Below are 14,359 nucleotides of genomic sequence, written 5' to 3'. Positions count from 1 at the left end.
GTAATGGTGTGTATGAGCAAGTCGACCGCCACCACCACGTTCTCCGACTTCTTGAGGTCGCCGAAGGATGTACTCGGCGTCCTCGAGGACAACGGTGAGGTGGTGTTGACGCGTCGGAACGCGCCCGCTCTGCGGCTGACCCAGGAATCGGCGAGCCGTGCGGAATTGAGCACTCTCGGCGTCGTGGGACAGCTATTCGCCGCCTCTCTCGACGAGGCGGCCCTCGATCGTGTCGCTACCCGGCTCGCGGTGGCACTGCCGTGGATCGGGTTGCTGCCGGCGTCGTTGCACGCGGAGTTCATCGCGGAGTTCCAGGACATGGCCCGGGCCTGCATCGCGGTTGCCCGCTTCGACCGGCTCGCGATTCTGCTCGAAGCGTGGAGGGCCACCGCGGAGGCGTATGCCGACCCGCGCCTGACTGCGGACGGTTCCGATCTGGAACATCTTGACGTCGCCGAGGTGGTCGCGGCGCCGGGCCGCGACGCGTGAGCAAGAAGGGCGGATCGGTCCCTCGTCCGATCAAACGTGCCGAGTGGCAGCTGGTGTTCGTTACACGTGACGCGGAGAAGGGCTGGACGGATCTGTTGGCGACCGCTCGCAATGCGACGGTCGATGCGTGGGACACCCTTACCCGTGAACCTGCAGTGGAGACACCGCGGCTGTATCAGCCAAAGGTGACTATGCCTACGGCACGCACATCGGGCGGAACTACGCCCGCTACCAGTACAAAGTGACCAATGGTGGGCGTATCTGGTTCTTTCTCGACCCGGCTCCGACGGGCGGCAAGGTCGCCGGCCGGGTCCTGCTCGAGCGATGCGAGCCCGGCCATCCGAAGGAAACCGAGTAAGCACGACCACATGTGATTCTGCGGCCGCTGCGGGTCGGCGCTGTGGCTGGTTTCAGCGCCTCGAGTACTCCCCGCGAAGCGACTTACCCACACCGTGCCCGGCACGGTGTGGGTAAGAAGTCGCGTCTGTTGGACCGCAGTCGTGCTTCGTGAGTGCCTCTGACGCAGGGGCGACCGAACTAGCCGACAGTTGCGGCGGCGGAATCCTCGGCAGGCACACCCGCGCGGATGAGCCGATCGAATGCGCTCAGCGCTGCCGTGGCGCCGGCACCGGCGGCGATCACGATCTGCTTGTACGGCACGGTGGTGCAGTCACCGGCAGCGAACACGCCGGGGACCGACGTCTGGCCGCGGTCGTCGATCGCGATCTCGCCGCGATCGGACAACTCGATGCTCCCGGCCAGCCACTCGGTGTTGGGCAGGAGACCGATCTGGACGAAGACACCCTCGACGTCGAGCGTGTGAGCGGTATCGGTCGTGCGGTCCTGGTACGCCAGACCGGTGACCTTGTTGCCGTCCCCGACGACCTCCGTCGTGAGCGTGCTCAGGAGGATGTCCGCGTTGGGGAGGCTGCGCAGTTTGCGCTGCAGCACCTCGTCGGCGCGGAGCACCGAGTCGAACTCGATGAGCGTGACGTGCTCGACGAGTCCGGCGAGGTCGATCGCGGCCTCCACTCCGGAGTTGCCGCCACCGATCACGGCGACGCGCTTGCCCTTGAACAGCGGTCCGTCGCAGTGCGGGCAGTAGGTGACGCCCTTGTTCCGGTACTGGTCCTCGCCGGGCACGTTCATCGAGCGCCACCGCGCACCGGTCGACAGGATCACGGTCCGCGCGAGAAGGGAAGCACCGCTTTCCAGTTCGATCTCGACGAGACCATTCTCGGTGGCGGCGGGCACGAGCTTCGCGGCCTTCTGCGTGTTCATGATGTCGACGCCGTACTGGCGGACGTGATTCTCGAGCGCAGACCCGAACTGGGGGCCCTCCGTGTAGGGCACGGAAATGAAGTTCTCGATCGCCATGGTGTCGAGCACCTGGCCGCCGAAGCGTTCGGCGGCGATACCGGTGCGAATTCCCTTGCGCGCGGCGTACACCGCGGCCGCGGCACCGGACGGGCCACCGCCGACGACGAGCACGTCGAACGGATCCTTCTGCGCGATCGCGGTGGCGGCGCGGTCGGCGGCACCGACGTCGAGCTTGCCGATGATCTCCTCGAGGCTCATCCGGCCGGACCCGAAGAGTTCGCCGTTGACGAAGACCGTCGGCACGGCCATGATCTGGCGGCCGTCGACCTCATCCTGGAACAGGGCGCCGTCGATCGCGACGTGGCTGATGCGCGGATTGAGCACGGACATCAGGTTCAGGGCCTGCACCACGTCGGGGCAGTTCTGGCAGGACAGCGAGAAGTACGTCTCGAAGTGGAAGTCGCCGTCGAGGTTGCGGACCTGCTCGAGCAGCTCGGGGGACTCCTTCGACGGGTAACCGCCGACCTGGAGCAAAGCGAGTGCGAGCGAGGTGAATTCGTGGCCGAGCGGGATCCCGGCGAAGCGGACCTCGATGTCGGTGCCACTGCGGCGGACCGCGAAGGACGGGCGGCGCGCGTCGTCGTCGCGGCGTTCGTAGGTGACCTTGTCCGACATCGCCGCGATCTCGGTGAGCAGTTCGGCGAGTTCGGTGGACTTGGGGCCGTCATCGAGTGAGGAGACGAGCTCGATCGGCAGGGTCAGCCGTTCGAGCAGGGACTTCAGTTGGCCGGCGAGCGAGGCTTCGAGCATGCGGATCTACTCCATCGATCGGGGAGGAAAGGGATCGGAACCGGAAACCAGCTCTGGGCGGTCCGGAAAGTGTTGGTGCGACACCGATTGCCCCTCACGGGAGCGGAGCACCGGGAACCGCGCGCACGGGCTCAGAAGTTCTGAGCCCGTGCCTACGGTCGACTGGGCTACGTCAGATCTTGCCCACGAGGTCGAGCGACGGAGCGAGGGTCTCTTCGCCCTCTTCCCACTTGGCCGGGCAGACCTCGCCCGGGTGCGACCGGACGTACTGAGCGGCCTTGACCTTGCGGACCAGCTCGGCGGCGTTGCGGCCGATGCCTTCCGCGGTGACCTCGGTGAACTGGATGACGCCGTCGGGGTCGACGAGGAAGGTGCCGCGATCGGCCAGTCCCTCGTTCTCGCGCAGAACCTCGAAGTTCTTGCTGATCTCCTGCGTCGGGTCACCGATCATGGCGTACTTGATCTTGCCGATGGTGTCGGACGATCCGTGCCACGCCTTGTGCGTGAAGTGGGTGTCGGTGGACACCGAGAAGACCTCGACGCCGAGACGCTGCAGTTCTTCGTGGTGATCGGCGAGGTCGCCGAGCTCGGTCGGGCAGACGAACGTGAAGTCGGCCGGGTAGAAGTAGAAGACAGCCCACTTGTCCTTGATGTCGTCCGCGGAGACGGTGATGAACGCGCCGTCCTTGAAAGCGGACGCCGCGAAGGGCTTGATCTGCGTGTTGATCAGGGCCATTGGAACCTCTATTCGTAAGACTGGAAGCCGACAGCGACGAGGCTATCCAGCAGATTGGAATAGGTCCAATCTATGAGACCTATTCCATAGATTGGATGGGGCTATCAATGACCGTCGAATCGGACGCGTTGCAGGTCAGCGCGGACATTCACCCACGCACCCCGGGGTGGCCGCCGGACGAGCGGTGTGACCACCGTGACACCTTGCGGCCCTGAATCTCCTCGCAGGGAACGGAAAGTGGGATCACCAGGCCGGAACGACGCGGCTGTCGCGGACCTCGCGCCCGTAGCGTTCCTCGGCGGCCGCGATCGAGGATCCCAGCATGATCCGTCCGTCCGACGTCACGGCGAGCCGCGGGGGGAGGGGCACCGGCAGGCCGGCGCCGGCCGCGACTCCCGCCAGTGCGGCGCCGAGCAGGAAGGAGCCGTCGGTGTCTGCGGCGCCGGCCGGGGAGGGTCGGGCAACTGGAGGGGCAGCCGCGGCGCGGTGCCGTGCCCGGCCCGGCCGATGTCCACCGTCGCCCCCGCGCACTGCGCCTCGACGAGATCGGCGACCAACTGGGCGTCGCCGGAGGCGTAGGCGAGACGGAACGCCAATTGCATTGCTGGACTCGCGATCTCGCGGTTCCACTGCTCGCGCTGTCGGCCGTTCGGGAGTGTGTATCGCACGGCGTCGATGGCAATTGCCGCGGGCACGGCGAGCGCGGTGGCCCGTGCCTGCGCCGCATCGTCCGGTGTGCCGGCGGTGGTCAGTGCGGATTCGAGGAGGGTCGCGTGCCAGAAGTCGACCTGCGCGCAGTGCAGTCCGAGTCCCAGTCCGCGGTACGTGGCGAACGCGGCGGCGAGCAGTCTCTCGCCCTCGCCCGGTCGGCCCTCGGCGAAGGCAGCGGTGGCGAGGCGCGTCTCGACGTCCGCGACGTCGAGCACGGCGCCGGACCCCCGGAAGTAGTCGAGGCTGCGGCGGTAGAGCGCCGTCGCGCGTGCGGTGTCGCCGCGGCCCTCGGCGAGAAATGCCAGCACCTTCGATCCGATTCCCGCTCGGTGGCCGATCCCGGCCCGTTCGAAATACGACTGACTCGATTGCAGCAGCGGTTCCGCATCGTCGAGGCGACCCGTGCGGACACGCATGATGCCCAGGTTCTGCTGCGTCTCGGCGACCGCGTTGACGTCGCCCGCCGTCTCGAATGCGGCGAGTGCCTGCCCGGCGAAGTCGTCGGAGAGATCGAATCGCCCGGTCTCGAAATGGATGGCAGCGAGATTCATCAACGGATGGCCCGCGAGTCCCGGCGCGAAACGGACTGTCGCGTCGAGGGACTCGGTGGCCACGTCGGCCGCGTGCGCCCACTGCTGCCGATGCATCGCGACCGCGGTGAGCGACAACAGGCACGCGACCCGCAGGTCACCCTGGTCTGCGCCGCCGGCCGCGAGCAGTTCCCGCGCCTGCTCGAGCGCGTCCTGTGCGCCGTCGAGATCGCCGACGTGTTGCAGTGCCTGCGACAGGTTGACCAGCGCCGCCGGACGCATCCGGATCGCGTCGGCCGGCATCACCGCGAGGGCCTCCCGGTACAGGTCGACGGCCTTCGCGTGCTCGCCCAGTTCGTCGGACATGCTGGCCGCATTGATGATCGCGCTCGTCCGGAGATCACCGGTGGCCCCGGCGGCGACCTGCTCGAACGTCCGGAGCGCCTCGGCGACGTCGCCCCGCGCATAGGCCGCGGCTCCCGCGGCAAGAAGGTTGCGGCCCGTCTGGTCGTCCATGTCAGAAGTCTGAATCCGAGGCGGCCGCGTCTATCTCGGCGAGCAGCGGTGCGTCAGGTCCGTCGTCAGAAGCCGGCTCCGCGGCGCGCCGCAGCCGCAGACGGGCCAGGGCCCGAACCCGCTCCCGGACGTCCTGACCTCCGACCTCAACGGAACCGTTCACACCGAATCCGGGCAGGTACACGTCCACGGACACCCCCGCTTCCGCGCCGGGTGGCGCGGCCGACTCGCCGAACCAGATGTCTCCCGACAGGTGCAGCGGGACGTCGACGGCGCCCGATGCGGTGCCGACCAGAGCGCGGGGGCGGACATGATCCGGCACGGGTCCGGAGACATCCGGTGCCGCAACGACACTCACGTGCACTGCGGTGTTCCCGGAGGTGCGCACCACCTCCCACGACACCGCGCGCTCGGAACAGTCGACGAGTCCGGGTGGGTACCGGCGCCAGTCGGATCCCGTGATGCCCCGCGCCAGCACGAGGGTACCCGGCCGCGTCGCGGTCGCGGCGCCCGCGGCGAGCGCGTAGTCCTCGGCCCGCCCGGGACGGTCGGCGAGCGTGGGTCCGCTCGGCGCGAGCGCGTCGTCCCCGTCGACGAGCAGATCGCAGTCCTCGACGAGTGTCGCGATCTCGCGGTTCAGCAGCCCCGCGTCGAGCGCCGCGATACCGTCGACCGTCGACGTCGGCCACCACCGCGCCGCCCAGTGCGCGAACGCGAGGCGTCGAGCGCCGACGGCCACCCACGGCCGGGCCGGTTCGACCACGACCTCGCTCCCGGTCTCGCCCTCGGCCACGGCGAGTGCCACCTCCTCGCCGAACACCGCCCACACCCAGTTCTGCGCCGAGTCGACGTCGTCGATCACCGCGACCGGGACGGTGTGTTCGGCGAACACACTCCACGACAGGTGCCCGCCGAGCACCTCCAGCACGGTGACGTCGATGCCCGCTGCGTCGCCGAGGACGCTCGGTGCGTTCTCGGGGGCGATGATCCAGACCCCGTCGGCGACGCGGTCGATCCGCACGGTGCCGGTGGTCAACTCGCCCTCGATTCGGGAGCATCCGCCGCGTCCGCGAGCGGAATTGCGCTGAGCGCCTGCTTGACCCGCATCCGGTGGTCGAGGATGACCGACCGCGCCACCCCGTCCAGGAGATCCCACAGTTCGCCTGGTTCGTGGACGGAGAACTCGCGGACGTCGCGACCGTGCAGGCGGACCCACAGGCGGCGGAGGTAAGGCCGCCACGGCTCGCGGAGTTCGGCGGCGATGGCCGCCAGCGGATTCGTGTCGGGCAGCGCCGCTGCGTCGACGTTCACGGTGAGGCGCCGCGCCTGCAGGACGTACGCCTCGCGCTGCCAGCGACCGTTGATCACCCGGACGGCGGTCGTGTCCGTCGCCGCGGGAGAGGGTGCCGTCCCGATCGGGCGGAGCCCGGTCGCTAGCGAGGCACCCGTCGTTGCCGCGACCCGCAAGGACTCGTCGAGAAGTGCCCAGGGCGAGCAACTTCGGGCGATCTCGGTGGTGACCAGTTCGTGGATCGGCGGTAGCCCCGCACGGTCGGTCGACGCGCGGAGCACCGTGAAGACGCGTTCGTGGACGGAACGATCGAAGGGGAGCCCGAGCGCCGAGGTGGACGCCGACGTCCCCAGGCGCGGTGGCGCGGGGAGGGGATGCACCGTCAGACCGAACCGCTGAGCCGAGACCTCGTTCGTCCACAACGCAATTCCGTGGTGAGTCCCCGCGTGGCCGGCGATCAGGTCGTCGAGGGCGTGCCGTCCGTCGTCGCCGGCCTGCTCGAGTCGCGCGCCGGGACAGGCGTCGAGGACGGCGGTCACGGCGGCCTCGTGGTCGCCCGTCGCGGCGCCCGACAGCGGTCGCCGCCCCCACGCGAGGTCGATCAGGGCGGTCAGTCCCCGCGCCCGGGCCGGGTCGGTGACGTGGGCCTTCAACGCCTGCGTGGTGCGGCCGGCGGCGACATCGTGCACGTCGCGCAGCATGTCCTCGGCGACGGACTCGTCGCGGAGCGGGTCGGGCGCCCCCGACCCGGTCGCGAGTTCGAAGCACCGCTGGAAGTACAGGTCCTGCGGGTTGCCGTCCGTGATGCGCAGCGCCCGGCGGACCCGCTTGAGCAGCATGAACCAGGCCGCGGTGGCCCGCAGTACGTCGGCGGAGGCGTGCACCCGGGTGGCGAGCAGCTGCGCCCCGTCGGCCGTGACGATCGGACCGGCGCACAGCGGGTTCTGCACCGGGCGGATGACCAGCGGATCGAGGATCAGTTTCACGGTGCGGCTCAGGGGGCCGCCGTCGGGCCCGCTGAGCGGTTCGACGCCGTCCAGTTCGCGCCACACCTCGTCGAGGACCATCGCGCGTGGTCGCCGAGCAGCCGCTGAGCCCCTCGGTCCCGTCCGCATTCGAGCAGGTTACCGCAGGCGCGGCCCGTCGACGCCGCGAGAAATCTGGGATCGGTAGGGCGCGAGACGTTCCTACCTTTCTCACATCGGCTCCAGTCCGCGAGCCGAAGGAATCGACGACGGGCGCCGAGCGCCCCTCACGAAACGTGAAGGACGGATCATGAACAAGATCGTTCGGACTCAGAAGTGCGTCTACACCGCAGGCATCGTCGCGGCGGCCGCCGTCGCCCTGCTCGTCTCGGGCTGCAGCGACACCGGCGACAACTCCGGCGGCGGAAGCTCCGAGCAGAGCCCGGCGGGTGCGTCGGCGGCCGCGGTCGACGGCAAGGCACTCGACGCGAACTTCGACGCGACCTGCGCCAAGCAGGGCGACACCCTGGCCCTGGCGCTGGCGGACACCGGCAACGCGACGTACGGCGACCTGGCGGTCTCCGCGACGATCACCGGCACCGACACCGTGCAGGCGGTCGGGATAGCCGGCAGCAAGGGCGGGTCGAACGGCCTCCCGTACGCACTCGGCTTCGGGCAGGGCATGCCCGGCGGCTCCGCGAAGGTCGTCAAGGACGGCGACATCTACACGGTCACCGGCGAAGGCGTCGGGGCACCCGACATGAGCAACCCGACCGCGCCGAGTTCGGCGAAGTTCGACATCACGTTCGCATGCTCGACCGTCGTGGGCGGCTGAGCCCGGCCCACCCCGGGACGCGCGCGGAGTCACCTCGAGTTCGCGCGCGTCCCACCTCCCCCAGTTCAGGCACCCCCCAGTTCAGGCACGGAAAGGACACCTCGTGAAGAAGATCGTGCGTACCGCCGCCCTGGTGTTTCTCGTCGGCTCGGTCGGCTACTACCTCTGGCACGGCCTCGGCGATCGCGGCCGGACGAACTACGGAATCGACGCGCTGTCGTGGGTCGGCCCGCAGATGATCTGGCCGATCGTCGCGGTCAGCGTGGTCGTAATGTGTTTCGCCGTCACCGGCGACAGCGTGCTGGCGGCGTTCACGGGGCGCAACAGTGCCGCGTTCCGCAACGGAGCCGTCGGGATCGGAACGGTGCGGTCGGTGCATCAGACCGGCATGACACTCAACGACCAACCGGAAGTGCGGATCGACCTCGCCGTGGAGGGCGACGACGGCAAGATGTTCGAGTCGCACGCCAGGATGATCGTGCCGCTGACCGAGTTGGCGCTTCTCCGCCCGGGTGTCGTGCTCCCCGTCCGTTACCTTCCCGGCCGCACCGACAGGGTCGAGATCGACCGCTCGGGAGACGTGGCATCGGCGCAGGAGGCGTTGAACCGATCCATGATTCGGCAGGGAGTCACCACCCCGGGCAAGCTCGACATCGCGGCCCGCGGTATCCCCGCGCAGGCGGTGGTGCAGTCGCTCAGTGTGCCCGGGGAGATCCGCAACGGGAATTCGAAGGTGGAACTCGGGCTGGCGGTCACCCGGCCCGACGGCACGACGTTCACCACCCGCGTCGAGAAGTTCATGCCGCCGCGCACCGTCGGGCACGTCCAGGTCGGCAGGGTGGTGACGGTTCACTATCTGCCGGGGAACGAGCAGGAGGTCGTCATCGCCTTGCCTGCGAATGTGTGACGGGCCCGCGGCCGGGTCAGTCCTCGTCCCGGGGTGGAAGTCCCAGCGACCGGACGAGGTGGAGGAGTTGTTCGCGCAGCGGCCCCACGTCGCCGACGGCGGCGGTGAGGGCCGCGTCCTCCTTCTCCAGGGTCAGGAGGTGCTGGTAGATCGCGCGTCCCGGCTCGGTGATCGCGACCCGTTTGCGGCGCTCGTCGTTCGGATCGGTCTCCCGGGTCACGTACCCGCCCCGTTCGAGGCGGTCGATGGTGCGGCTGATGGTCTGATCCGTCACCCGCGAGGCCTTCGCGATGTCGCGTTGCGAGGCCGGCCGGCCGGCGATCGTGTGCAGGCAGATCAGTCCCGCGTGGGTCATGTTCTGCGACCGGAGAATGTCCTCCCACGAGTGCTCGACCAGGCGCGCAGCCGTGGACAACAGCCGTCCGGTGGGCCATTCGTCCATGCCGTCGCTCGTCATTTCTTCGCCTCCATTTGCAATTTGCTCAGCAGGCTGAACAAAATAGGATCGTCGCAATCCGGACATCCGGTCGTCGAACCGTCCAGCATTGGAGAGCACGTGACCACAACTGCCCGCCCACGCCCGGTTCGTCGCCTGCGGTGGATTCTGCCAGCCGTGCTGGTGATCCTCTGGCTCGCCGTCGGCGGGTTCGGCGGACCGTTCGCCGGCAAACTGTCCACGGTTCAGCAGAACGACAGCACGTCGTTCCTGCCCGCGTCGGCCGAGGCCACCGAGGTGTCGGCGCTGCAGAAGGGCTTCACCGACACCCGGTTCGTGCCCGCGATCGTCGTCGCCGAGCGGACGTCGGGGATCACCGCCGCCGACACCGAATTCCTCGCCGACACCGCGGCCTCCTTCGCCGGGTCGGAGGGATTCGGCGACGAGGTGTCACCGCCGATCCCGTCCGAGGACGGGCGGGCGCTGCAGATGTTCGTGCCCGTCGACAGCACCGGGGAGGTCGGCGACAGCGTCACCGAACTCCGTGACGCGCTCGGTGCCGCGCCGGACGGTCTCACCGTCCTCGTGACCGGGCCTGCCGGGCAAGTGGCGGATCTGTCCTCGGCGTTCGCCGGCATCGACGGACTGCTGCTCCTGGTGGCGGGTGTCGTGGTGATCCTCATCCTCATCGTCGTCTACCGCAGCCCGATCCTCCCGTTCGCGGTGATCACGTCCGCGGTCTTCGCGCTGGGACTGTCGAGTCTGCTCGTCTATCTGCTCGCCGACGCCGGTGTGATCGCGCTGAACGGCCAGAGTCAAGGGATCCTGTTCATCCTGGTGTTCGGCGCCGCCACCGACTACGCCCTGCTGCTCGTGTCCCGCTACCGCGAGGAACTGCGGATCGAGCAGGACAAGTACCGCGCCATGCGGACCGCCTGGCGGGCGACACTCGAACCGGTCGCGGCGTCCGCGGGCACCGTCATCGCCGGCGTGCTCTGCCTGCTGCTGTCCGATCTCAACTCCAATCGCGGTCTCGGTCCGGTCGCGGCCATCGGCATTGCGGCGTCGTTCGTCGCCTCCATGACGTACCTCCCTGCGGTGCTCGTGCTCCTCGGCCGGGCGGCGTACTGGCCGAGCAGGCCCGCCTTCGACGCACGGCACGCCGAGAAGGACGAGGCCGCCGACCACAAGTTCTGGGCCGCGCTCGCCGCGCGGATCGGCGCACATCCGCGCCGATTCTGGGTCGCGTCCAGCCTGGTGCTGGTGCTCTTCGCGCTCTTGATTCCTCAGTTCAAGGCCAGCGGCGTCGCGGAGTCCGAGACGTTCCTGCTCGACGTCGATTCTGTTGCGGGCCAGCAGGTCCTCGGCGACCACTTCGACGCCGGCTCCGGTTCGCCTGCCGTGATCATCGCGAACGAGGGCGCCCTCGACGCCGTACTCGACGCCGGCCGGGTCGACGGCGTCGGCGACCTCACCGTGCTGACCGCCCCCGGCACCCGGGATCCGCTGGTGGTGGACGGCCGGGTGGCGATCGAAGCCACCCTGACCGATCCCGCCGACTCCCTCGAGGCCGAAGACACCATCGTCGCGCTCCGCGACGCCGTCCACCCGATCGACGGCGCCGACGCCCTCGTCGGGGGCAACACCGCCACCGATCTCGACACGAAGACGACGTCGACGCGGGACCGCACCCTGATCATCCCCGTCGTCATCCTCGTGGTGTTCGCGATCCTGTGCCTGCTGCTGCGGTCGCTCCTCGCACCGCTGCTGCTGATGGGGACGGTGGTGCTGTCCTTCGCTGCGACCCTGGGCATCTCGTCCCTGGTCTTCGAGCACATCTTCGGATTCCCGGGCGCGGACCCCGTCGTCCCGCTGTTCGCGTTCGTGTTCCTCGTCGCCCTCGGAATCGACTACAACATCTTCCTCATGACCCGCGTCCGGGAAGAAGCCCAGCGCATCGGCACCCGCCGCGGCGCGCTGCGCGGTCTGACCGTCACCGGTGGGGTGATCACCTCGGCGGGAGTGGTTCTGGCGGCGACGTTCTCGGCGCTCGCCGTCATTCCGCTGATCTTCCTCGCGCAGATCGCATTCATCGTCGCCTTCGGTGTTCTCCTCGACGCACTCCTCGTGCGGTCGCTCCTGGTGCCCGCCCTCACCGTCGACATCGGGCAGAAGATCTGGTGGCCGAGCACGCTCGCATCGGCACCGGAGCCGGACGAGACCGTCCAGAGGCATGCCGAACGGGCCCGCCTGGGGTCATAGTGGAACGTGATGTGCACACGACGAAAGGAAGATCGTGGACCATAGCGCGCTGTTGACCGACGCCTTCGATCGCATTCAGGAGACCGTGCATTCGACGCTGGCCGATTTGCCCGCGGACGCCCTCACGTTCCGGGTGGACGCGGACACGAACACCATCGCCTGGCTGATCTGGCATCTCACGCGGGTGCAGGACGATCACGTCGCCGGAGTGGCGGGCACCGAGCAAGTGTGGACGTCCGGCGGGTGGGTGGAGCGCTTCGACCTGCCGTTCCGGGTCGCCGACATCGGCTACGGGCAGTCGTCGGACGAGGTGGCGAAGGTGCGGTCCGGGGCCGACCTGCTGCGGGAGTACCACGACGCCGTGCACGATCGCACCGTCGATTACGTCCAGACGATCGGCACGGACGACCTCGACCGGATCGTCGACGAGAATTGGGATCCGCCGGTCACTCTCGGGGTCCGCTTGGTCAGCGTCGTCTCCGACGATCTTCAGCACGCCGGGCAGGCGGCGTACGTGCGCGGCATCTACGAGCGTCGCTGACTCCGCGACGTCGTCTCGTTCGCGGCGAGCCACGCCTCCACTCGCCGACGGGACCGCCTGCCGACGCGGTCCCGGACGGCCGGACTCACCCGCGCCGCACCGTGCATCGTCCCGTTCCCGGCGACTGCCAGCGGCACGAACCAGGCCGGCACGACCGGCAATCCGAGTTCCCGCATGCCCCTCTTGCCGGAGAACATCCGCTGAATGCTGAGCAGGCGCTGCCGGTTGAGTCGGCGTCGCAGCGCCTCCGCGTGCCGGTAGTGGAACATGCCCCACGACTTCTGCAGTGAGTCGGCCAGCACCCGGGAGTTGCCGTCGGGGCCGGGAGCGAACATCCCGATCTGGCACATGTTGCGGCGCCCGGTGTTCTCGTCGTCGACCAGCCAGTGGTCGTCGATGCCCATCAGCCAGCCGATGTACCGCCACAGGTGCATGACGTCCGCGCCCTCGTCGGCGGACACCCACACCCCCAGCGAGCGGAGGCCGACGAGGAACGTCGTCGAGAAGAGGGCGAGCGTGCCCGCCTGATCCGACTGGTTGATCGGCATGCCCCAGTCGGACACGTCCCAGTCCTCGTCCTGCAGCAGCGTCAGATTGACGAACGCGTGCATCAACCGGACGTGGACGGACAATTGCCAGCCGCGGCGGTCGCGGTCCAGGCCACCCGGGAGGACGCACTCGTACCACCACCGCACGGTCTCGGCGACCCGCTGACCGGCGCCGTCCCCGACGAGCCTGCCGGTGGCCACGAGTTGGCGGGACGTGGCGGCGCTGCGGTAGCCGTTCATCAGCGAACCGGTCGCGAGGAGGTCGAGTCCGGTCATCCCGCTGCGCAGGCAGACTGCGGCCCCGCGGTCGAGGCGACGGTCGTCGACCCACGACGGCCGGTGGTCCACCGCGTCGAAGAAGGCGGCCAGTGCCGGCGCGGGGTCGGGCACACTGCCGATTCCGTCGGACAGTGCCCGGGAGAACTGGGCCATAGTCACGGTCTTGTCGACGAGCACCGCCCGCGCGAGTGCGGCACCGATCTCGTCCTGACTGACGACCGCCCGGGCGTGGAGTTCCCGCTCCGCCGCGGTGGGCGTCGGATCGCCGTGCACGAACCGCGACAGCGTCCGCATCGAGCGGCGACCCCACTCCGAGTCCATGTCGAAGCGTCGAGGCGGCGTGAAATCGGAGAAGCCGGGGGCGGATTCCCGAGACTGGGTTTCTGTCATTGTCGAGGTACTCGATTCGGTCGTCGAGAGGGGGCGTCCTGGTGCCTCAGCCCCCGCTCGAGTTGCTGTGAGTTACAGTTCACTCCACCGGATCGGACGGGTACAAGTCGCATTGTGTGACAGATCGGGAAGGCTGCGCGAATGGGCACTGGCCAGCGGAAAGATCCCTCCCAGCAGCGTTCGCAGGCGACGGTCGCACGCATCCTGTCGGCAACAGGTCAGGTTTTGCGGGCGAAGGGGTACACCGGCTGCAGCACGAACGCCATCGCGGACGCGGCGGGCATCTCGAAAGGATCGGTGTATCAGTACTTCGCGAACAAGGACGAGATCATCGAGGTCCTGATGGACAGGATCATGGAGGAAACCACGGCCGCGTTCGGGGCGCAGCTCGAGCAGTCGGTCGCGGAGGGCACATTCTTGGCGGACGCCGCCCTGCAGGCTCAATTCCTCGCCGTCCTGGACGAGTACCGCGACATCCTCGGTTCGCTGCTCAACGATGCCCCGCACCTGGCCCTGGCGGCTCACCGTTCGGTCCGCATCGAGGAGCGGTGCCGCGACCTGCTACGTACGTATGTGACGTTGAATCCGTCCGCCATCGGTCCGGGTGTGGACCTCGACGCGCTGCTCCTGGTACTCACCGTCAGCTACCGGGAGGTGGGCCTCGAGTACCTCCGCCGGGACCTGCGCGGCCGGCGGAACCAGCTGGCCACGGCCCTGTACGACATGACGATGGGCGGCCTCGCCGGGACCGCGACACGAGGGGTGTAACGCGGAGGGGGCTTCGGGAGAAATA

At 68.8% G+C, this 14,359-nt stretch carries 12 protein-coding genes and 1 pseudogene; 6 read left to right on the top strand and 7 right to left on the bottom strand.

Features of this window, described 5'->3' with window-relative positions; translation table 11 throughout:
* Positions 1-12 precede the first annotated feature (12 nt).
* Entirely contained in the window at positions 13-489 is a 477-nt protein-coding gene (locus I1A62_RS23790) for a hypothetical protein (RefSeq protein ID WP_257890890.1), read from the top strand.
* A 537-nt stretch (positions 490-1,026) separates the two neighbouring features.
* Here I1A62_RS23790 and ahpF read toward each other — a convergent pair.
* From ahpF to I1A62_RS23765, 5 genes and pseudogenes are all read right to left on the bottom strand, one after another.
* Positions 1,027-2,619, bottom strand: coding sequence for an alkyl hydroperoxide reductase subunit F (gene ahpF / locus I1A62_RS23785; protein WP_219460265.1), 1,593 nt, complete (start codon positions 2,617-2,619; stop codon positions 1,027-1,029).
* A 172-nt stretch (positions 2,620-2,791) separates the two neighbouring features.
* Entirely contained in the window at positions 2,792-3,355 is a 564-nt protein-coding gene (gene ahpC, locus I1A62_RS23780; RefSeq protein ID WP_072944388.1) for an alkyl hydroperoxide reductase subunit C, read from the bottom strand.
* A 243-nt stretch (positions 3,356-3,598) separates the two neighbouring features.
* Positions 3,599-5,112: pseudogene (locus I1A62_RS23775) on the bottom strand (tetratricopeptide repeat protein).
* A 1-nt stretch (position 5,113) separates the two neighbouring features.
* Complete coding sequence (locus I1A62_RS23770; RefSeq protein ID WP_219460263.1) at positions 5,114-6,148, bottom strand: hypothetical protein; 1,035 nt, start codon at positions 6,146-6,148, stop codon at positions 5,114-5,116.
* Positions 6,145-7,470 (bottom strand): hypothetical protein, encoded by a 1,326-nt coding sequence (locus I1A62_RS23765; RefSeq protein ID WP_219461366.1) that lies wholly within the window; start codon positions 7,468-7,470, stop codon positions 6,145-6,147. The genes I1A62_RS23770 and I1A62_RS23765 overlap by 4 nt, the downstream gene beginning before the upstream one ends.
* Before the next feature lie 208 nt (positions 7,471-7,678).
* Here I1A62_RS23765 and I1A62_RS23760 point away from each other — a divergent pair, with 208 nt between their 5' ends.
* Positions 7,679-8,203: a lipoprotein LpqH gene (locus I1A62_RS23760; RefSeq protein WP_219460260.1), complete on the top strand. Its 525-nt coding sequence runs from the start codon at positions 7,679-7,681 to the stop codon at positions 8,201-8,203.
* A 103-nt stretch (positions 8,204-8,306) separates the two neighbouring features.
* Complete coding sequence (locus I1A62_RS23755) at positions 8,307-9,110, top strand: hypothetical protein (protein ID WP_219460257.1); 804 nt, start codon at positions 8,307-8,309, stop codon at positions 9,108-9,110.
* A gap of 16 nt (positions 9,111-9,126) precedes the next feature.
* Here the strand turns inward: I1A62_RS23755 and I1A62_RS23750 are convergent, their stop codons facing one another.
* On the bottom strand, positions 9,127-9,567 hold the full coding sequence (locus tag I1A62_RS23750) for a MarR family winged helix-turn-helix transcriptional regulator (protein WP_095861756.1): 441 nt from the start codon (positions 9,565-9,567) through the stop codon (positions 9,127-9,129).
* A 99-nt stretch (positions 9,568-9,666) separates the two neighbouring features.
* Here I1A62_RS23750 and I1A62_RS23745 point away from each other — a divergent pair, with 99 nt between their 5' ends.
* Entirely contained in the window at positions 9,667-11,808 is a 2,142-nt protein-coding gene (locus I1A62_RS23745; RefSeq protein ID WP_219460255.1) for an MMPL family transporter, read from the top strand.
* 34 nt (positions 11,809-11,842) lie between these two features.
* Entirely contained in the window at positions 11,843-12,349 is a 507-nt protein-coding gene (locus tag I1A62_RS23740) for a DUF664 domain-containing protein (protein WP_219460252.1), read from the top strand.
* On the opposite strand, the gene I1A62_RS23735 is transcribed toward I1A62_RS23740, so the two are convergent.
* Positions 12,334-13,566: an oxygenase MpaB family protein gene (locus I1A62_RS23735; protein WP_219460251.1), complete on the bottom strand. Its 1,233-nt coding sequence runs from the start codon at positions 13,564-13,566 to the stop codon at positions 12,334-12,336. The genes I1A62_RS23740 and I1A62_RS23735 overlap by 16 nt on opposite strands.
* Before the next feature lie 141 nt (positions 13,567-13,707).
* On the opposite strand from I1A62_RS23735, the gene I1A62_RS23730 reads away from it, so the two are divergent.
* Positions 13,708-14,334, top strand: a complete 627-nt coding sequence (locus I1A62_RS23730) for a TetR/AcrR family transcriptional regulator (RefSeq protein ID WP_124391406.1) — start codon at positions 13,708-13,710, stop codon at positions 14,332-14,334.
* Positions 14,335-14,359 lie beyond the last annotated feature (25 nt).

This window comes from Rhodococcus sp. USK10 (assembly GCF_019378875.1).
Lineage (GTDB): Bacteria > Actinomycetota > Actinomycetes > Mycobacteriales > Mycobacteriaceae > Rhodococcus_F > Rhodococcus_F pseudokoreensis.
The sequence above is the reverse complement of the archived record's forward strand: the minus strand, read 5'-3'. Positions and strand labels throughout refer to the sequence as shown.